A 19,644-nucleotide genomic window follows, 5' to 3' on the forward strand; every position below is an offset into this window, starting at 1 on the left:
GGAGAATAGAAACGAATCGGCAATGCTTTAAGGTCGTTGTAAAAACAAAGAGTTTACTATTTGAGCAGTTGATTTAGTGATTGTTAAAATAAAGGGTTTTGCTAGTGACAAGGTTGCAAAAACTTTTTATACTGCATCCCGCTTTAGTCAGTTAAACCTGCTAAACGCATCAAAAAATTTAGCTTTCGCTAATACAATGGCCCCTTAGCTCAGTTGGTTAGAGCACACGACTCATAATCGTTAGGTCCCCAGTTCAAGTCTGGGAGGGGCCACCATTTTTACAAGCTTCCCAAGTAAACACCTACTAACAGAAATTACTCTGTGCTACCTCTGTGCTACCTCTGTGCTACTTCCAAATTAACATAAAGCATGTAATATGTTGAGTATACATAATGTCTTTAAATATTATTTTTATTAAAGGAAGTCGAAATGGATGGATTCACAGTATCGCTACTTGCATCTGCAACATATAGCTTAATCTCAAAAGGTGCTGAACTCACAACCTCTTCATTAAAGAATGCCCTTCAGAAATGGTTACTTTCAGATTCTGATTTAGAAAAAATTGTTAATTTGACTAATGAAGCACAAGTAGATGAAGACTGGTCTGAAAGAAAAATCGAAAAATACTTTAATAACTTACCAGAGGTTTTAGATATAGTCTCAAAAACAAAGGCCAATCAAAACGTAACTATAAATCAAACCCACTCTGGAATAGGTAATAACGAAGCAAATATTAAGTTTTAAGGTCAACGCTATATGCAAGAGCGGAACGTCTATGTATCTCAAAAGCATAATGGAAAGGGCAATAACGAGCTTACTTTCAAAGACAATAAATTTAATAATTTTGAATTACAGCAGGTAACTCAGCATGTTATAGAACTTGCCCCAGATAACATTCGGAAACCTCTATCTAATGCTATTAGTTTTATAGCTCAGGGTAAGCAAAATGACGCTGACCTCATTATCAACACTTTAGAGGCCACAAATTCATTAAATCATGAAGCCAGTGTAGCTATATTAGCTTTAAAAGTATTATCAAGTGAAATTCCTGAGCCAGAGTTCGTTAAAACACTTGTTGAGAATAAAAGTTATTGCCAAAACCCCTTTGTATTAGACCTTCTGATAACGGCTCTGCTAAAGAATGACGTTGCTAACGGGAATTTAGACACTGCACTAGAGCGATATGAAGACTCTTCTTCAAATGGAAATTTAACAAATAACTTTTTCCTAAGATGGTTAGCAAACTCTGAGAGTATTCAGCGTTTCTATGACATTTATAGTCTAGATCTGACAGATGACACATTAATAGCCATTGCATATGGGTATCTTAGAGTTGGCGCATTAAATGATGCTGCTGCCGTTATAGATAAACTAAATGCAGTTCATGAGCTCCCTCATGTAAAAAAGCTAGCTTATCATTGCAGCGCTGCAAGACTAAATAGAATGTTGAATGAACGACACTACTGGATTATCGACCTTAACGAGAAAAAGGTTCTTGATAAAGTCATTGAAGAGTCAAAGCATTATATAAATAATCAAGAAATTGATAGTGACATTATAAACGTAGTTAGTTCCTGCTTATACCATACTGATTGTGAGGACAGAGAATTAGTTGAGCTATGCTTTGCTAACGACAATATTCTAAACCAGTTCCCTAAAGACGTCAGAGAACAGCTACAGTTTATGAAATCTGGTGACCCTAATGTATTTAGTGATAAAGGGTTGGTTGAGTTTCGGGAGGTTAGGACTAATTCTGATGTCAAGGCTTCAATTACAAAGAAAATAAAAGAAGAATTAAAGCTCAATAGTCTTCAATATCACAACATACTTGACTTATTTAGCAAAGAGCAACTTAGAAAATTGTTAGATGTAGGCCTCGATGTAGATAGCGATGATGAGTTTACTAAACGTGTCTGTAAGTTAAGGCTCACACTTATCTCTAATGACAATTTAACTGAGCCAAGTCGCGCTATTACCCTAGTAAACTCTGTGATTCAAGATTTAGAAGTGACGGGAAAAACAATTTTACCACCTACTCTATTAAGCATAGCGGGTGGGTTACAAAAGCTTAAGTTATTTGAACAAGCAATAAAGCTTATTGAGCTTTGCTTACCAAAGGAAGCTTGGCTTTCACCACTCTATGATTTTTATTTAGAGCTCCTTTTCCAAACAAAGCAATACGGTAAACTAACTAAAACCCTTGGCTCCATAGCTGAAGCTGATTGGAATTTTAACTGCTGGGCACTCAGGGTGAATCTACACCAGATCAATGGTGACCTAGATGCAGAGATTAATACCCTTGAGAATCTAGTTAAAAGGTATAAGAACAACATATCTCTATGGAATACACTCACATCTGCATATGAAAGAGCAGGCGCAAAGACAAAAATTATCGAATTACCCCATCTTATACCAACAGCTCTTTTCGATAAGCCTTCAAGTGACGCTTGGCGAATTTTATTTTCGCTCATGAAAAATGGTTTATTCAAGTTTATTGAGCCAATAGTGCTTAAATGGTTTATAGAGGACCCTGAAATTATTTCTGAGGCGATTACTAATTTTGCCCTACAGGGGACATTCAGTGGTGTTGAATATGATTTCTCACTTACAGTTGGTAATATTCGCTCGTGTTATGTTTTAAGAGATGTTAAAGGTGAAGAGAAATTAAAACTAATAATTGATGGGTATGATGGCAAGCATAGAAATCTACTAGATTCGCAATCTCCTCACGCTCAATCTCTTCTTCAATGTACTGTGAATGATACGGTTCGATTCGGTGTAGAAGAATTTACAATTACAGAAATAGCTCCCCCATTTTTAGGTGCAGCATGGAGAATTGCCCCTAAAATAAGAGCTCAGCAAAATGATGGTTCTGATGTATTTCAACTACTAGAGTTGTCTTCGGACGAAAGTAAAAATATAGCGGACTCTGTGGCTCAATTAATCTCTAAACTCAAACCGAAAAAAGAGCCGAACGAAATCCAAAAACATCCTCAATTACCTATTCAAATAAAAGGATACTGGCTATCAAAAACAGATGCTTTTGAAAGTGCTGTTCAAACTTTTATTGATAAAGATTGCATAAAAAATCAAATCCCAGTAACAGATTCTACCTCACAAACCCTAATTCTAGACTTATACAGTGTGGCTTTTATTTCACTATTAGGTCTCTATGAAACACACTCATTCACAGACCGAAACTACTTCATTACCCCAATTACCAAGTCTCTTTTGGAGAGTTGGTTAGGACACTCAAAAAAGGAGCACTTACGAGCAAGCGTGGGACCAGCTGGCAAACTTATACTTAGTAATGAGAAGCATATTTTAAATCAGAGATTAGTAAAAGGTGTAGAGTTTATATTAGAAAATACTTCACTCATCCAGACCCAGCTAGAAGACATACCTATCGGTCTTGTGAATTTAGAAGATTTTATGGATAGCTCAACGTTTTCCAGTTTATGTGCATGCTCTCAGCTAGGCTATGACTACTTATCTTTTGATAACAATTTTGTAATGTTATTCAAAGACTCTGACTTAACTTTCGCTAACGCTTATGAATTGTACTTAACATCTTTAGATCAGCTTTCATTGTATGAGCAACAATCTAATTTGTACTTGTTAAATATGGCGAATGTTAATGTCCCTGTGAGATACAAGACTTTGACTAGTTTAGCCAGTACAAATAGATCGGATGCTTTATCATTAATAGCTCAAATAATTAAGGGGTGGAAGCCAAATGCGCGAGATGGTGAAAGCTTTATTAATCTTTTATCTCTACTTGTTTTAGCTGGTATTCGTCACAAACTTTTCTCTGGAAACATTATTGCAGATAGTGCCGGAACTAAATTGATTTTCACAACTCTGAGCTGTGCTCGACTAGATAAAGTTGAAAAAGGTTTTACAGAAGATTTGGTAATAACTCTACTTCTGAAAGTGCTTGAAATTTCGCCTCAAGAGAAAAGGTTTTGGAAGTTTATAAAAGCTCACTTTGATGACTTTGCAATATGTAGCTTTCTTGATCTTGAATATATAAATCAAGAGGTCATAAAACTCTTAGCAAAACCGATTAACTCCTAGTCGTACCTACTCGAAGAGGTAGGGACGACTCAAAGAGTCGCCTATCTCAAGGCCACTGCTCATGATGCCTTGATACCTATTATCCAACCGCAAAATCGAAAGGCCAGAAGAGGGAAGGCCATCCACTTGAAGAAATAGCTACTTGCAATCTAAGATCAATATGCTAGTTTAAATATGAACTAGCTCAATTTGAGCAAAGAAGAAAACGGGCGTTTTCCAACTGCCCTCGACACGTCAAGAGGAGCTACATCCGTAGCTGTCAGGCTCAACAGAGCCAAATTAATAACTACCAAAACCACTATAGTCTGCGCCTTGAATCAACAGACTCAGCGCCGCTTTGCTTGTTTGCTTTTGATCAGCCAGCCCATGTGTCTTATGACAACTTTTTTAGTTATGCACTAACTAAGTGGCTTTAAAACTTACCTTTATTGGCTTACGCCCCCTGATCTTCGGTTTTGGTTTTCTATCTTCCACTTAAATTTTGAGGAGTTCATATGAGCCAGTTGGGATACTCACTAAATCAGTTAAACATTAATAATAAAGAGCGGAGTCATGCTACACGCCAAAATAGAAAGAGCATTTTTAATCTTGTTGCTAAACAGCTTCTTGGCTTTGGCTTTAAGTTAAAAGATGCAAAAGGGTTAAAACCTAAACACGTAAATGCTTTAGTAAAGCATTGGCAAGATCAAAAGCTTGCAAATAAGACTATCAAAAATCGAATGTCGGCCATTAGATGGTGGGCAGACAAAGTCGGTAAACGTAATGTAGTCGGTCGTACTAATGATGAATATGGTATTGATAAGGTACGCAATAGCCCTTTGGGGAAATCCAAGGAGCTAGATATGCAGAAGCATGCCCAAATTAATTGCCCTTACGTAAAGTTTTCACTGCGCTTACAACAAGAGTTCGGGCTACGCCGAGAAGAGGCGATAAAGTTCAATGTCAGCTATGCAGATCAAGGCAATTATATCCGCTTAAAAGGCTCATGGACTAAAGGTGGTAAACCCCGCTCCTTGCCTATCCTGAAAGAGTCACAGCGCTCTCTGCTTGATGAAGTTCGCTCTTTTACACGCTCATCATTAATTCGCGCGACAGACCGCTACGTAGATCAAATGCGCCGTTATGAGCGCGAAACTAATAAGGTAGGCCTTAGCAAAAATCATGGCTTACGGCATCACTATGCCCGTCAACGTTATCTAGAACTAACTGGTTGGCAATGCCCTGCTAATGGGGGGCCACGTCGTATGCATTTAGTAGGCAAAGAGCGGGAACTAGATTACAAGGCACGAATGATAATTAGCCGTGAGCTTGGACATGAGCAGTTTAGTATCACGTATACATATTTGGGGAGCTGATCATTAAACGTGTGAAGTATCACAGCACATAATTTTTGAGGCTATAAAATTAGGCATGCCTAATTTAATAGTCTCCAATGTCTATAAATTTGCTGTCAGCAAGTGTCCACTTATAATAAAAGTCTCGGTGATTTCTAGGAATACAAATAGCTCCCTTTTCAAGTTCTATTTTTACAGCCCCAATAATCCCGTGTGCTGTGAGTGTTCCCAAACTCTGCCAGTTTTGTATTCGATTAAGATCTTCTGCAAAAAGAGGCGGATGAAATTTATAAACGGACAGCTGCACATTGTGTATTTGTTCATCACAATCAATTACCCCTAATATAAGTTCATCTATCCCATCACCATCGATATCAAATTGTGCAACTATATATTCATTTGTATTTTTAGGGTATGAAGGTGGTTCATCTACTTCTTCGTAACCAACATTGAAGAACTTAGGTAACTCAATCGATTGACCCTTGTCAAAATATACCCTAAATCTCAGGTCTGTTTGTTCAAAGTAAGCGCAAACTTTTGTTGGGTACTGGTGAAATTTTTGCTTAATCAGGTTAAGTTTCAAAATATCGCCATTGAGTATTTCACTGATAGTTAGCTCACATGCATTAATCTTGGTTGAGCCTGATAAGCTTTTGAAGTTCTTATGTTGAAGTTTGATGTGCTCAAACCAAGGGATTAAGTCACTTCTAATAAGTGGAAAGATACTAACGATTGCTAACATTAAAACAATTATTGGTTCTAAGTTCTCTTCGGGAAAAAAGATCCATGTTACAGCTAGTAGAATGACTAAAATTAACAACCAGAATGAGATTGTGGGCTTTCTCATTAAAACTCCTTTTAAAAGTTTACTATGCCTAAGTTTATTAGCTCACAGACCAAGTTAATATACTTTCAGCCAATTCATCTTCGATACAAAACAGGTACGCAGTTGGCACTTCTAAAATATCAGCCAGAGCTTTCACTGTTTTAAAGTCTGGAGAATGTACACCTTTTTCGTATTGGTTCATTCTTGCAGATGCTGCAAACTGATCCATTCCAGCTAAAATTCCCAACTGTTTTTGCGATAGCCCTTTGGCTTTTCTTGCCTCTTTTAATCGTTTTGGAAATGGCGATTCGTCATTAGTTTTCATTATTTATTGTTCTTAGCTTGAAAACTAAGAGTTTCTTAGCTTTAATTAAATCTAGATACTAAGGAATACTTAGCTTTTGCTTTTGTAACGAATTTAGTTTGGAGGAATGAATATGCTTGAAACGTTTGTGTGTGTATTGGTCGGGGCTATCTACTTGCTGGTAAGTATATTTACAAGCGATGAGCAGTCGTCGAACGAAAACGAGCAACTAGATCAATTGAATGATGGTATGGGCAATATTATCGCTGATGGTGAATTTATGTCGCGTGAAGAAGCTGAAGATGCACAATCACGTGGAGAGCTTTACGACACCTATTACTAATCACTTCAAGAATAGGGCAGTGTTCAAAATTAGGCATGCCTAATTTTAAGGAGCAATGTAATGCTACTTTTAGAGCTATACAAAAAAGTTGAGCTAAGGCCATTTATACCTGTAGTAGCTGAGTTTCAAAGCCGCTTAGCTGGTATCGAAGCGGAATGTGAGCCTTTAGGGTTATCATTAGAGCAAGAGATGCAATCAGAGCAAGAAATGTTTTTTGCTTTGATTTCTCAAAAAGCGTTGGCTTTCGATGTAACAAATGAAATTGGTGAGGTTTGGGATATTAGACTAGAGCCTTTCAGCCATTTCAAATCTCGAAGCAAAAAAATCACATTTCCTTTCATGGGATGTAATGAGCAGAAGCAACAAAATATTCGTGAGTGGATTATTGCTTTGTGTAATTGGGAAGGATCTTTTCTATACTCAAGTGCAAAGCTTAGCAGAGATTGCAGTTATGACAATACACGAATGGTTTCAAATGTGGATTTTAATGGTGTTAGCGATTCGCGCTACTCGACGCTATGACAAGCTGAAAAATGATCTTTTCACAGCAATTAAAGAAGGCAGGATTTAGATATGGCTCCTTTGTTAGTTGGTTGCGCTTTGATTCTAAGTCTTGTGATCTTCTTCGCTGTTTTGTTTCATTTCAAATGTAAATGATATTGCATAGAACCTCTCCAAAAGCCTACCTAAAAAGATTATCAAGCAAATTTTTTTGTAGGCCTTTTTACTCGCCAACTCCAAATTTAAAAAATAATACATATAAAAATCAGGTATTTAACTTTATTGATAACTAAATTAAGTTACTTTTCCTCTAAACTGTCAAAAACCCCCCGAAAGTTACCCCTGTTTTTCAAGGACAAGCTTCTTACCACTTAATTACCATTGTCGCTCAACTAATTAATAATGTGTTGAGCTAATAATTGAGCTCAACGCTTACGCTTTGAGGTCAATATAATGGAAAAGGTATTTTATCGTTCAGAAGAAGTAGCTGACTTACTTTTTATCAGCAAACAAGCTCTTTTTAATCAAATCTCTAAGAACAAACAAGGCTGTGGAAATTATCCATTACCACCGCATATTAAAATTGGCGCTCGATTACTTTTCCCTGTTGAAGATTTTCACGACTGGTTAGCTTCTCAACCAAGAAACAAGTAACGCTAGCTATGGCGCATTTCGAATGCAAAATGACTCATGTCAATTTGAAATCAGATATGTTTTCAATGGTGTGGCCTGTGTTTGCATTAGACGGCAAGTCTAAAGGTGTTTTGGATTTTTCATATAAAGGCGTATCGATAAAAATTGTTCCAAGCGTCCTGGGTCGAGCAACCATCAAAGATAAAGAAATACTCATTTATTGCTTAAGCCATATCATGGCTGCAAAAAATGCTAGGTTAGAGCTTAGTAACACGGTTCGCTTCAACACCTATGATCTCCTAAAGGCTACAGGGAGAGGAACATCAGGAAAAGAGTATAAACTTGTTGAAAAGGCTTTATATCGACTCGCAGGAACTTTAATCACTACTGATTATAAGTTTAATGGCCGAAGATTTTTAGAAAGTATGGGCCTCATCGAAGGCTTTAAGTTAATCGAAGGTAGTGGTTTAAGCCGCTGGCAAGTAACATTGCCCGATTGGCTCATTGAGACGGTTGATGACAATGATGTCTTAACATTACATGATGATTACTTTCAATTATCCAAACCATTTGATCGCAGACTTTATGAAGTCTGCCGGAAGCGTTGTGGTAGACCTTCTAAGCAAGTTATCAAGTTAGATAATTTACGAGAAAGAATTGGTATTAGATCGTCATTGTCAGATTTAAAAAAGCGGCTTAGAAAAATAGAAAAAATACTCGATTACTTATTGAAGGTTGAAGGCGACAGCTTATTTATTTTTCGTGATACTGAAAGTGGAAGGATGGAACTCGCGAAACTTAACTCCGAACTTTTTATGAAAAGGATAAACACAGGTTAGTGTCGTACTTTTGATCTTGAATGCTATCGTACTTTTGATGAAAGCTGTCGTACCTTTAACTTTTTTGATTCGTACTTTTGATTTTTTATGTCCCTTGCAGCCCTTGTATTAGCTGTATACTGAGTGTTCTAAACAGGGAAAAGCGTTAAACGTATTTATAAATAAAGAAATAAACCTTGCAGCTATCGTTTCAGTTTTTAGTTAAATTATAGATTAGTTACTTTGGTAACTATGAAACTTTGGTTTCGGATATGGGGTTTAGTGTTATTTATAGTGATGCGGGCTCCTCTAAATCAATTAATTTCAGCTACCTACTGAATTGAGGGTAGTTAATTTATTACTTTATGAGATATGAACGATGTAATAGAATACTTTTAGTTTGTTTATGAGCAAATTAAGTTAACTCATCCGACCAGTTGGTTTTCTCTTTACAAGTAGCTGGTAATTTACGATGATTACATCACGGCTCAGCACGGTGCATGCTCAAATTTATTAAGGAGTATCCACGGTCCTGAGCTTTTTACGTTTAAGGGATAGAATGAATCGAAAAATAGCATTCTTTATTGATGGTGGGTATTTTAAACGCAGAGTAACTTACTTTCATCGCACATTTTTTGATGTGGATAATTTTCCACTCACACCCGACGCACTCCAATCCGTCCTATACAGACTTGTTAGTAAACACAAACAAGACTTAGAAAGAACCGACACATATAGAATCTATTACTATGATGCTCCTCCTTTTGATGGTCAGTATCGTGAACCTGTACCTCAAAACTTAGAAGAAACTTGTAGAACAAGAAATTTTAAGAGAGAGCCAAGTGTTGAATTTCAAAAAAGTTTTCACTCTAAGTTACAATCGTCTAGAAAGTTAGCCCTTCGTATGGGTAAGCTTGCAAACCATAAACGATGGATTTTAAATGAAGAGGCACAAAAAAAATTAATTAAGGGAGATATCGATGTTACTAATCTTTCTCCGAGCGATTTTTACTTGGACGTAAAACAGAAAGGTGTTGATACACGTCTCGGTATTGATATAACAACTGTTACTTTGCGAAAATTTGCAGACACAATTGTTTTGATGGCAAGTGATGCTGATTTTGTACCTGCGGCTAAATTAGCTCGAACACATGGAATGGACGTTGTGCTAGATCCTTTATACGGAAATGTCGATCAAGATTTAGAATGTCATGTTGACGGTAAAAGGTCTTATGATATTGTCTCTATTTTAAAAGACACTCTTCAATGTGAGCCAAGTCAACGACCAAATTGGTGGAACAGAGAGTAGTAGGTACGGTTACGTAAATAATCTTGTAATCATACCCTTGTATTTATAGTGTTATTTTTTATCTCTTTATTCCATTAAGCTACTCAGTAACTCAACCTTCTGTTCCTTAGTTAAGCTTGCCAACAGACTTTTCATTTCACTCATTTTATTTTCTGGCTCTTGTTCAATCAAACCGGCATATTTGGCAATTGTTTCGGTTACCTTTTCTGCGGGCTCTTTAAGCTCCTCAGCGGTTAAAATTAAATAGCCAGCAGTCACATCACTTTTATCTGTAATATGGTTTAGAAGGCGTTTCAGGAGGTATCCTGATACTCCGCTACTCTCAGCCATTGATGTAAATGTACGGCGCAAATCATGCGAAGTGATTTTTACTCCAGCAATCTGGCATACATGTTTCAATGTTTTTTTAGGATCAGTGAGGTAGCCTTTTTTACTGTTTGTCCCAAACACATAGTCAGATACTTTGTATTCTTTTCGTCGATTAAATATCTCAGCTAATCGATCTGTAATAGGAAACTCGACGTCCAAGCCATTTTTTGTATCTTCTAAAATGAATATCCTATCTTCAAGGTGTACTTGTGACCAAGGAAGTTGCAGTAGCTCAGACCTTCTCAGGCCTGAAAAGGTTAAAAATTCTAGGTAATCACAAAAAGCAACGCGGCTATTTTGGCGATACTTGGCAGCTTCATTTCTAACTTCATATAGCGCGTCTATGAATGGTTTTAGTTGTGAACGGCGCAGTCTTGTTGTTTTACGCTTTACATTATTCCAGCTTCGTTTTTCAGAAAGAGCATCTACAGGATTTTCTGGAAATAATGAACGACCTTCTGAAGATTTGTATTCAGCCTTAGCAAAGTTAAATAAAGCACGCATTAGGCGCATGGTATAATTTGCCTGAGCAGGGCTTCTTGAGGTGATTTCTCGTTGGCGTTTTAAAATCATTGTTTGATTGATATCGGCTAAGCGCTTGTTATGCCAGTCCGGTAGATAGCAGTCCATTTTTTGCTTATAACCTCTTTCAGTTATAGGCTTAAGATCTCTAGATTCGATGTACGAATCAAAAGCTTCTTTCAAGGTAACTGAAGCCGCTCTAAACTGGCGCTTAAGGTCATTAGGATTAATACCCTCAGCGATATCTGCCATTACCTTTCTAGCCATTCGCCTTGCATCATCGAGTGCAATTGATGGAAAGTAACCAAGGGTGACATTAATCGGGGTGTCTCTCCCTGGTATCTTTTTATAAACTCTAAATGATTTTTTACCAGCTACGCTCACATCTAAAATCAGTCCTGACAATAGGCTGTCATAATAGCGAGTGCGTTTACCGTTTGATTCAATCTTTTCAAGCGACAATTCTGTGAAGCGAAATTTTGTGTCAGACATATGGTGCTACCTCTGTGCTACTTTGAACGTAAAATCTAACGTTCTGAAATACATAATGATTTATGCATCAGAGGTATGGGTTATTCAATAACCCTATGATATAGCTATGAAAATTAGTAAATAGTTATATCAAAAAGTAACTCGTAGTAAGTCCTTGTTTTGCAACTCATAATCGTTAGGTCCCCAGTTCAAGTCTGGGAGGGGCCACCATTTTCTTGCTGTAAAAAACCAAAAACCAAAAATCAAAGCTTAAATCTATCTTAAGCTGCTGCGTTCCACTATTGTTCCACCTCTTTTTTATCCTTAAAATTCAATGAAATAAAATTATTTTTAATTTTTTAAAAATATTTTGTCAGGTTTTCTGTGTTTGTCTCGTCTATAGCTGCAAATGACACGAAGTTGTTCCTATTAGGTGGTAGCGATAGGCAGTGTCTTGTGTATTAATTTTTACGAAAAGGACAAACTCATGACGACTACAACATCAACTGTGAATACGCTAAAACTTGATTCAACAAATGCACCATTTAGTGATGCTGCTGTTTGGTTAAAAGAAGGCTGGGGGCTATTTAAAAAAGCACCGTTTAAACTTTTTTTACTGATGACGCTGTTCGCTATTGTGCCAGGCTTAGTGCAGCTATTACCTGCACCTACAGGTTTAACTGTATCAAAATGGTTAGCGCCTATGTTAATGGCAACGGTGTGGCCATTGTTGTTTAACCTGAATAATCAGCAAGGCTTTTCATTTAAGCACAATGCAACATGGACGAAGTGGGGGCGAGTTGCCGTGTGGTCAGTTGTTGGTATTTTACTGGCGCTGGTGCAATTTGCTGTTGGGAGTACTTTGATTGGTAGTGAGCAGTTATCGGCTTTATTGTCAGGTCAGTTTGTTGATGTTGAGCGCTGGCGCGTAGGGGTCATGTTTGTATCAATTGTTCCTGTAAATATGTTGCTTATGTTTGTGGTACCTCTGTTACTTTTAAACAATGCTTCGCTTAGTGCAGCTGTTAAAGAAGGCATTACAACGGCACTAAAGGTGATTAAACCATTAAGCATGCTTTGTTTGATTAATATGCTCGTAACCTTTGCTGCCCCTTATAGTCTTTTACCTATGTTGTTGGTAGGGCCGGTATTAGCATGTACCTACTTTTGTGCCTATAATCGTTTGTTCAAATAATAATAAAAACATGGAAGTACAGTGAAAGCTGATGTTCAAATAAACACATTGCTGAATGAATACGCGCCGCTGTTGGCGCGTGTTGCTGCAACCTACGAGATCAATCAAGCGCTACAAGATGAGCTAATTCAAGAGATGTCGCTGGCTGTTTGGCGCGCTTTTGAAAGTAATGACTCATCACCCGATGTTGCCTTTCGTGGCGATGCCAGCATAAAAACCTATATTGCCCGAATAGCTCACAATAAAGCGGTTGATCATGTGATAAAAGAGCAAAACCGCAAAGAGGTGGCAAGCTCTGAAAGTATTGATTACACCCAAGCCTTAAGTGCTCATAAATCACCAGACGACAGTTTAGATTTAATGGCTGCCCTTCGTAAATTAACGCTGAAATATCGGCAGGTTCTTGCTTTACAGCTTGAAGGGTTTAATCAAAGTGAGATAGCGCAAACGCTGGGGTTGTCTGAAGATGCTGTTGCTAAACGTGCCAGTAGAGCAAGACAGCAAATTGCGAGCCTAATGGAGTAAATAAAGTGGATAAATTCGAAGCAGATGATCAATTAGCTAAGTGGCAGCAGGCATTCGTGCAGGCAACGCCGAAAGTGGATAGTGAAGCGTTAATAGCACAAACGCAAAAGTCGCGAACTAAGTTAAAGCTAAAAGGGTTAATCGACTCATTTTTAGGTGTTGTGGTAACCGTATTTTGTATTTACGCCATGTTGTTTGAAGCAAAAAATACCTATGAAACCATTATGTTTGCGCTATTAGTGCCTATTCCTCTAGGTTTTGGAATTTGGTCATACCGTTTAAGGCGAAAGCTGTGGCGAGCAGAAACACTAGAGGTTAATGCAATGCTTAATTTTAAAGAGAATCAGCTGAAGCACCAAGTTCATTACTGGCATGTGAGTTTTATTGGCTGCGTTGTGCTTTGGTGCGCTTTGTTAATCGCTGCCTTGTTTAATATGGTTATGTTTAAAACATACAGCCTATGGCTTATCCAGCTTGGTATTAATGGTATTATCGTGCTGGCTGTTTATATACGCTATAAAAAATTAAAAACACAGCTAGCTGTAGCACTTGAGAGCATTCAAGCAATGCGCTGATGTGCGGCTCTCACTTTTGCTGCGAATTGATTTAACCAGCCAGTAGCTAAACTTGGTTTGTAAACCAGCTCGAGGCGCTCTTGGCAAGTGTAGTTACAGTCTAATACATCGATGACTTTGAGGGCTGGATCGTTTGCAATAAAATCAGGGACGTATGCTAATGCAATCCCTTGTTTGACGAGTGACAGCAAGGTGCTGAAATCGTTGCAGCGATAACTTATGGTTCTAGGTACTTTGTCATCTCGCCAACCATCTGAGCCGACACCCCTAGTTACGCCACAAAAGGGTGAAATACTCGGACAAGCAAAACTAAATTGAAAAAGCTCTCTGTTGGTGAGTGAACCCTTACTAAACTGTTCGAATAATGGATGCGAGTGCGCAGCTACAACTTTGAAAGTAGTTGTGCCTAAATATATACGTTCAAAGTCACTTTGCAGTGTGCTTTCATTTAATGCCACTTCGGTAACTAAAGCTAAATGGGCATGGCCGCTGGCAACCTGTTCAATGGCTTGACCTTCCCAACTTGTATCAATATTAAATTGAAAACCTTGCTCATTAAATTGCGATAATAAAAAAGGCAGGTAATGCTGTAGCAGCAAAGAGGGGCCGGATAAGTTAACAACCGTATTTTTCGTGCTTCCATTAAACTCGCTGATAGCTTGATCAGCCTCATGAACCAAATTAAGCGCATAATGGCGAAATTTTTCACCTTGCTGATTTAGTTTTATATTTCGACCAATTCGCTTAAATAGTTGTGTATTTAGCTTAATTTCGAGCCGTTTTATGACCTTCGAAAGCGCACCAGGTGTGACATTTAATGTTGCAGATGCTTGCTGTAAGTTATTGTGCTTTGCGATGACCAAAAACTTTCGTAAATCTTCTGTATCCAAGTTTGCCTCTAATTCCAATATGGAAACGTATAGATAGTTTTAATAGCTTAATGGTTAATTGTTTAAGTGCAATAATTTCGTTATTAAATTTCATTAAATGAGAGAGCGATGACGTCTTACAATCTTAAGCAGTGGTTTTATGTTAAGCGCCCTGATGGACGTGTCAGTGAGCAGCATTATGCATTGCGAGAATCTGTAATTTCGCCGACATTGGCTAAAAACGAAGTGCTGCTAGAGGCAAAGTACATTTCTGTCGATCCATATATGCGTATTCAACAGGCTGCTAAGCCGAACTGGGAGCAACCTCATGCATTAAATACAGTGCAAGGGGCTGCGGTTGTTGCTCAGGTTTTAAAGTCAAACAGCGAGCGATTTAAGCAAGGTGATTGGGTAAGCGCTTATTCAGGTTGGCAAACTCATGCAGTTGTCCATGCCAATGAAATACAAGCCTTAAACCCTAATGATGCCGATGTAAGAACGGCACTAGGTGTTTTAGGTATGCCTGGGCGAACAGCTTGGTTTGGTTTAATGGAAGCAGGTAAACCAAAAACCGGCGAGACGGTTGTCGTTTCAGGTGCTGCAGGAGCTGTAGGTTCGTTAGTTACTCAGTTTGCTATAAAAAATGGTTGTCGTGTTATTGCCTTAGCTGGATCTGAAGAAAAATGTACTTGGTTAGAAAAGCTCGGGGTCGCTTATGCGCTTAACTATAAGCAATTTGACTCAGCCCAACAGTTGCACGAAAGGTTGATGGAGCTTGGTGGTGTTGATGTTTATTTTGATAATGTTGGCGGGATGAACACTGATGCGGTGTTGAGCAGCTTAAACTTGCGTGCTCGTGTAGTGATTTGCGGGCAAATCTCGCAGTACGATGGCTCGCTTGACAACCCCGAACTAGGCCCTCGCTTTCTTCATCAATTACTTTATAAACGAGCGACAATTCAAGGGATTTTAGCAAGAGACTTTACTCACCGTATGCCTGAAATGATTAATCATATTTTGCCGTGGTTAAAAGCAGGCGAAATCCAATTTAAAACAACCGAAATTAATGGCTTTGAAAATTTACCAAGCGCGCTTGAGGGATTGTTCGAAGGGAAGAATATCGGTAAAGCGATTGTTCGTGTTAAATAAAAGGTATTAAAAAATGAAAGCAAATTTCGCTGTTCTGTTGTTACTTTGTTGTTTAATTGTCAGTTTTAAAAGCGTAGCAAAAGAGGTTAAACATTTTCATGCGCATAGCCGAGTTGGCATGCATGGCATGGTGTTGTTCACCGATGGCGTTGAGCTCTATGCCAGCCACCTTCCTTTGTACCACGCCCCGCATGATTACCAATTAATTTATCGTGTAGAAACTCGCTATGAGAAAGAACTAATTCGTTGGCTTACTGTGCAAGAAAGTGATTCAATTCCTCAGTATTTAAACTCTATGATCACTCTATTGCCTGCTAAGTTTGACTTGAATAAGTTAATTGCTGGGCAGACATTCAGTGTGCCCAGCCAGTTATTCTTTGGTCACTTCGAACGAGGCGGTAAAAAATGGCTAAAGGATGAAAACTTTAAGTTTGTTTCTCTTGTATATAAACGAGCACTGTCATCGACTCAGCACGTGTCGCAACCGCGCTGGCAAAGAATAAATAAAGCGACAAATGAACAAGGAATACAAATATTGGTACATCAAATACAGGCCAGCCCGTCATTTGACGCCATTGCTTTAGTAAGAGGGTGTGAAGCTGAGCGTTTGCAGGTAGAAGTAAACGTGCCAACATTTACGCAATTATCAAGTGGCTTTAATGACTGTGAGTACAGCCAAATAGTTTATTTTGAAACGCAGGATTTTATAAAGTAGCCAGTAAAAAGGCACTTATTTGTAAGTGCCTTTTAATTCTTCTGACTATTTGTAACCGTTCGGGTTATTGCTTTGCCAGCGCCATGTATCTTGCATCATCTCATCGATGCCACGCTCTGCTTGCCAGCCAAGTTCTTTTAATGCTTTTTCTGGTGCTGCGTAACAAGCTGCAATATCACCCGCTCGACGCGGCGAAATTTGGTAAGGTACGGCTTGACCGCTGGCTTTCTCAAAAGCGGTAACCATCTGCAGTACTGAATAACCATTACCTGTGCCTAGGTTAAATACGTGCGCACCTGTATCACTTGCAATTCGGTTCAGCGCTTTTAAGTGACCTAATGCTAAATCGACAACGTGGATATAGTCACGAACACCTGTACCATCTACAGTATCGTAGTCATCCCCAAACACACCTAGCTTTTCTAGTTTACCCACAGCAACTTGCGAAATATAAGGTAATAAGTTGTTAGGAATACCATTAGGGTCTTCACCAATAAGGCCAGACTCATGTGCGCCTACAGGGTTAAAGTAACGTAAGATAACAAAGGCAAAGCGTTCATCTGATTTCGCGATATCTTGCAGCATCATTTCAACCATAAGCTTTGATGTGCCATACGGGTTAGTCGTGCCGCCAACTGGGAAGTCTTCGCGAATTGGTAAGCTTGCTGGGTCACCGTATACCGTTGCTGATGAGCTAAATACTAACTTAAATACGCCAGCATCACGCATAGCATCAACCAGAGTCAGTGTACCTTGTACGTTGTTTTGATAATACTCGATAGGTTTTACAACCGATTCACCAACCGCTTTTAAACCAGCGAAGTGAATAACACTATCAATCGTGTGTTCACTGAAGATTTTGTCTAAACAGGCTCTATCTAAAATATCACCTTGATAAAACGTGACGTCTTTGCCGGTGATTTGTTTTACGCGAGCCAATGACTCATTTGATGAATTGCTTAAATTATCAAGTACAACAACGTCTGTGCCTTGTTGTAGTAACTCTAAAACGGTGTGAGAACCGATGTACCCGGCTCCGCCGGTGACTAAAATGGTCATAAAATATCCATGAACTATACCTGGTTGAATTAGCCTTATTTCATCACATTTCGCGTTAAATTACATGAATAAAATGTGATTAAACTTCTTTCATAGAAATATCAGTGTCTTGTTTTTGATTACATTTTGCACCATATTGGTTACATCCAAGCGTTGAGTTATTAAGCTATAGTTAATTGTCAGCTGCTAAATTTTAATCAAAAGCTATTCCTGTTAAGTGGAGATAAAGATGAAAATTGTAAAGAAAATGGCCTTAGCAATGGTTATTGCACTACCTGCTTTTGCTCACGCAGGGGAGGCTAAGGTTAAATGGCATGACTTTAACGATTACCGTGATGTGCGCCCCGGAAATAACTCACCAAAAGGTGCATTTCATAAAAACGTGGCAAAGAGCTTTGAGAAGCACTTTAACAAGCTTGCTGAACAGTTACCTGATGGCTACACCTTCAATGTGGAAGTAACAGAGCTTGACCTTGCTGGTGATGTGCGTTTTGGAACGATGAATGAACTGCGCATTATCAAGCCAATTTATTTCCCACGCATAGACCTTAATTATTCGATTACTGATAAAGACGGTAAAGTGATTAGTGAAGCAAAAGACGTAAAGCTTAAAGATATGGGCTTTATGGACCGCATGAAAATGGGGCGTGATGAAGCCTATTATTACGACAAGCGTTTAATTACTGATTGGTTTGAAGATGAGTTGTTGCCGTCGTTAAATTTGGGTGAGTAAACTTAGTAATTATGTTGCTGTAGCTGTAATTATATTTTACAAAGTAAATACATATTTAATTGCTGCTACAATTTTTAAATTTTATCTGATTTGGAATCTCCATATATAAATTTTTCTTTTAGCTTATTCATTTAACGTTCAATACCTGAGACAAAAAAGGAACTATTAGTCTTGAAGTTGGTTACATTTTGTACCATATTGTTATTCTATTACATGATTTTTATTTAGTAATCACACGTTATATTTTATAAATATTGATTATGTAATAGTTTGATATCTAACGGAGAAATGGAATGATTAAATTCAATAAAGTGTTACTTGTAACTGGTTTACTTTTACCTGCTTTTGCCTATTCTGGTGAAGCCGAAGTAAAATGGCATAATTTTGATGAATACAGTGATGTGCGCCCAGGGAGCAACTGGAAAAAAGAAAATTACTATAACAGCGTTAAGCGTAACCACGAAAAAACGTTTAGAAAATTAGCAAGTAAATTGCCTGATGGTTATGTTTTTTCTGTTGAGGTAACAGATTTAGATCTTGCTGGTGAAGTTCTGTTAGGTAATGGCAATGGCAATAGTACTGAACCTCGCGTAATGACATCGACATACTCACCTAAAATTACCTTAAATTATACAGTTAAGAGTAATGATGGAAAAGTTGTTAGCCAAGATAGCAACTTGAAGCTTAAAGATATGAGTTATCTAGATGGCATCGTAATGCGTTACAAAGATTCATACTATTACGATAATAAATTGATAGCCGAGTGGTTTGAGAATAAAGTACTTCCGTCAATTGACTCAGCTGAATAAATACGCTTATATGGTAGCACTTTCATATTTAGTGTTATGGCTTTTTTTTAATAGCAAGATATAAAAGTGCTGCTATGATTAGTTACATGAGCTTTAACACTAAATATACCCTTTTAAACTCATAGCTAAAGAGTCACTTTAAATTTATCCATTAATTTACTTAACGTCGCTAGCAGTTGTAGTAACTGTTACAGCTTAATAACGTTTTTTAGTTTTTCTTCGTACCCACAGTCGTAGCTTGTACTTACATCGTTTTGGAACGATGAATGAATTGCGCATTATCAAGCCAATTTATTTCCCACGTATTGACCTTAATTATTCAATTACGGATAAAGACGGTAAAGTGATTAGTGAAGCAAAAGACGTAAAGCTTAAAGATATGGGCTTTATGGACCGCATGAAAACAGGGCGCGATGAAGCTTATTATTACGACAAGCGTTTAATTACTGATTGGTTTGAAGATGAGCTGTTACCATCGTTAAACCTTGGCGAATAAATCACCTTGTTT

Annotated in this window: 21 protein-coding genes and 1 tRNA gene; 17 read left to right on the forward strand and 5 right to left on the reverse strand. The window is 38.0% G+C overall.

Annotated features, from left to right (window positions below; all coding sequences use genetic code 11):
* Positions 1 to 198 precede the first annotated feature (198 nt).
* The 4 genes from CWC02_RS01665 (at position 199) to CWC02_RS01680 (ending at position 5,432) form a co-directional block, all read left to right on the forward strand.
* A tRNA-Ile gene (locus CWC02_RS01665) sits at positions 199 to 275 on the forward strand.
* Between the two features lie 154 nt (positions 276 to 429).
* A complete protein-coding gene (gene gapS6a, locus CWC02_RS01670; protein ID WP_138616097.1) occupies positions 430 to 744 on the forward strand; it encodes a GapS6a family protein in 315 nt (104 codons plus the stop codon).
* A gap of 12 nt (positions 745 to 756) precedes the next feature.
* Complete coding sequence (locus CWC02_RS01675; RefSeq protein WP_138616099.1) at positions 757 to 4,077, forward strand: hypothetical protein; 3,321 nt, start codon at positions 757 to 759, stop codon at positions 4,075 to 4,077.
* Between the two features lie 494 nt (positions 4,078 to 4,571).
* Entirely contained in the window at positions 4,572 to 5,432 is an 861-nt protein-coding gene (locus CWC02_RS01680) for a phage integrase N-terminal domain-containing protein (RefSeq protein ID WP_138616102.1), read from the forward strand.
* Between the two features lie 64 nt (positions 5,433 to 5,496).
* Here the strand turns inward: CWC02_RS01680 and CWC02_RS01685 are convergent, their stop codons facing one another.
* A complete protein-coding gene (locus tag CWC02_RS01685; RefSeq protein WP_138616104.1) occupies positions 5,497 to 6,258 on the reverse strand; it encodes a hypothetical protein in 762 nt (253 codons plus the stop codon).
* Between the two features lie 37 nt (positions 6,259 to 6,295).
* Entirely contained in the window at positions 6,296 to 6,562 is a 267-nt protein-coding gene (locus CWC02_RS01690) for a helix-turn-helix domain-containing protein (RefSeq protein WP_138616106.1), read from the reverse strand.
* A gap of 112 nt (positions 6,563 to 6,674) precedes the next feature.
* On the opposite strand from CWC02_RS01690, the gene CWC02_RS01695 reads away from it, so the two are divergent.
* The 5 genes from CWC02_RS01695 (at position 6,675) to CWC02_RS01715 (ending at position 10,145) form a co-directional block, all read left to right on the forward strand.
* A complete protein-coding gene (locus CWC02_RS01695) occupies positions 6,675 to 6,884 on the forward strand; it encodes a hypothetical protein (RefSeq protein WP_090493660.1) in 210 nt (69 codons plus the stop codon).
* Positions 6,885 to 6,944: 60 nt separating this feature from the next.
* Positions 6,945 to 7,406, forward strand: a complete 462-nt coding sequence (locus tag CWC02_RS01700) for a hypothetical protein (protein WP_249364067.1) — start codon at positions 6,945 to 6,947, stop codon at positions 7,404 to 7,406.
* Between the two features lie 432 nt (positions 7,407 to 7,838).
* Entirely contained in the window at positions 7,839 to 8,039 is a 201-nt protein-coding gene (locus tag CWC02_RS01705; RefSeq protein ID WP_138616108.1) for a helix-turn-helix transcriptional regulator, read from the forward strand.
* Between the two features lie 56 nt (positions 8,040 to 8,095).
* The gene (locus tag CWC02_RS01710; RefSeq protein ID WP_283235068.1) at positions 8,096 to 8,857 is read left to right on the forward strand and encodes a replication initiator protein A; all 762 of its coding nucleotides are present in this window, start codon (positions 8,096 to 8,098) and stop codon (positions 8,855 to 8,857) included.
* A 538-nt stretch (positions 8,858 to 9,395) separates the two neighbouring features.
* Positions 9,396 to 10,145, forward strand: a complete 750-nt coding sequence (locus tag CWC02_RS01715; protein WP_054561141.1) for an NYN domain-containing protein — start codon at positions 9,396 to 9,398, stop codon at positions 10,143 to 10,145.
* A 66-nt stretch (positions 10,146 to 10,211) separates the two neighbouring features.
* Here CWC02_RS01715 and CWC02_RS01720 read toward each other — a convergent pair whose 3' ends face one another.
* Complete coding sequence (locus CWC02_RS01720) at positions 10,212 to 11,528, reverse strand: tyrosine-type recombinase/integrase (RefSeq protein ID WP_138616112.1); 1,317 nt, start codon at positions 11,526 to 11,528, stop codon at positions 10,212 to 10,214.
* A 466-nt stretch (positions 11,529 to 11,994) separates the two neighbouring features.
* On the opposite strand from CWC02_RS01720, the gene CWC02_RS01725 reads away from it, so the two are divergent.
* From CWC02_RS01725 to CWC02_RS01735, 3 genes are read left to right on the forward strand one after another with little or no spacing between them, the layout of a single operon-like run.
* Entirely contained in the window at positions 11,995 to 12,702 is a 708-nt protein-coding gene (locus CWC02_RS01725; protein WP_138616114.1) for a hypothetical protein, read from the forward strand.
* Positions 12,703 to 12,723: 21 nt separating this feature from the next.
* Positions 12,724 to 13,227, forward strand: a complete 504-nt coding sequence (locus tag CWC02_RS01730; RefSeq protein WP_054552830.1) for an RNA polymerase sigma factor — start codon at positions 12,724 to 12,726, stop codon at positions 13,225 to 13,227.
* A gap of 5 nt (positions 13,228 to 13,232) precedes the next feature.
* Positions 13,233 to 13,802 carry a hypothetical protein gene (locus CWC02_RS01735; RefSeq protein ID WP_138616116.1) on the forward strand — a complete coding sequence of 190 codons (570 nt, stop codon included), beginning with the start codon at positions 13,233 to 13,235 and terminating at the stop codon, positions 13,800 to 13,802.
* Here CWC02_RS01735 and CWC02_RS01740 read toward each other — a convergent pair.
* Positions 13,787 to 14,692: a LysR family transcriptional regulator gene (locus CWC02_RS01740; protein WP_138599286.1), complete on the reverse strand. Its 906-nt coding sequence runs from the start codon at positions 14,690 to 14,692 to the stop codon at positions 13,787 to 13,789. The two genes, CWC02_RS01735 and CWC02_RS01740, sit on opposite strands and share 16 nt — an antisense overlap.
* A gap of 108 nt (positions 14,693 to 14,800) precedes the next feature.
* On the opposite strand from CWC02_RS01740, the gene CWC02_RS01745 reads away from it, so the two are divergent.
* Both CWC02_RS01745 and CWC02_RS01750 read left to right on the forward strand, forming a co-directional pair.
* Positions 14,801 to 15,820, forward strand: a complete 1,020-nt coding sequence (locus CWC02_RS01745; protein WP_138616118.1) for an NADP-dependent oxidoreductase — start codon at positions 14,801 to 14,803, stop codon at positions 15,818 to 15,820.
* Between the two features lie 13 nt (positions 15,821 to 15,833).
* Positions 15,834 to 16,535, forward strand: a complete 702-nt coding sequence (locus CWC02_RS01750) for a hypothetical protein (protein WP_138616120.1) — start codon at positions 15,834 to 15,836, stop codon at positions 16,533 to 16,535.
* A 45-nt stretch (positions 16,536 to 16,580) separates the two neighbouring features.
* Here CWC02_RS01750 and galE read toward each other — a convergent pair whose 3' ends face one another.
* Positions 16,581 to 17,594 carry a UDP-glucose 4-epimerase GalE gene (gene galE, locus CWC02_RS01755; RefSeq protein ID WP_054552825.1) on the reverse strand — a complete coding sequence of 338 codons (1,014 nt, stop codon included), beginning with the start codon at positions 17,592 to 17,594 and terminating at the stop codon, positions 16,581 to 16,583.
* Between the two features lie 229 nt (positions 17,595 to 17,823).
* Between galE and CWC02_RS01760 the strand changes: the two genes are divergently transcribed.
* The 3 genes from CWC02_RS01760 (at position 17,824) to CWC02_RS01770 (ending at position 19,632) form a co-directional block, all read left to right on the forward strand.
* Positions 17,824 to 18,327 (forward strand): DUF3016 domain-containing protein, encoded by a 504-nt coding sequence (locus CWC02_RS01760; protein WP_138616123.1) that lies wholly within the window; start codon positions 17,824 to 17,826, stop codon positions 18,325 to 18,327.
* 293 nt (positions 18,328 to 18,620) lie between these two features.
* Entirely contained in the window at positions 18,621 to 19,136 is a 516-nt protein-coding gene (locus tag CWC02_RS01765; protein ID WP_138616125.1) for a DUF3016 domain-containing protein, read from the forward strand.
* A gap of 262 nt (positions 19,137 to 19,398) precedes the next feature.
* Positions 19,399 to 19,632: a DUF3016 domain-containing protein gene (locus CWC02_RS01770; RefSeq protein WP_138616127.1), complete on the forward strand. Its 234-nt coding sequence runs from the start codon at positions 19,399 to 19,401 to the stop codon at positions 19,630 to 19,632.
* Positions 19,633 to 19,644 lie beyond the last annotated feature (12 nt).

It is taken from the genome of Pseudoalteromonas sp. S2721 (assembly GCF_005887425.1).
Taxonomy (GTDB): domain Bacteria; phylum Pseudomonadota; class Gammaproteobacteria; order Enterobacterales; family Alteromonadaceae; genus Pseudoalteromonas; species Pseudoalteromonas simplex.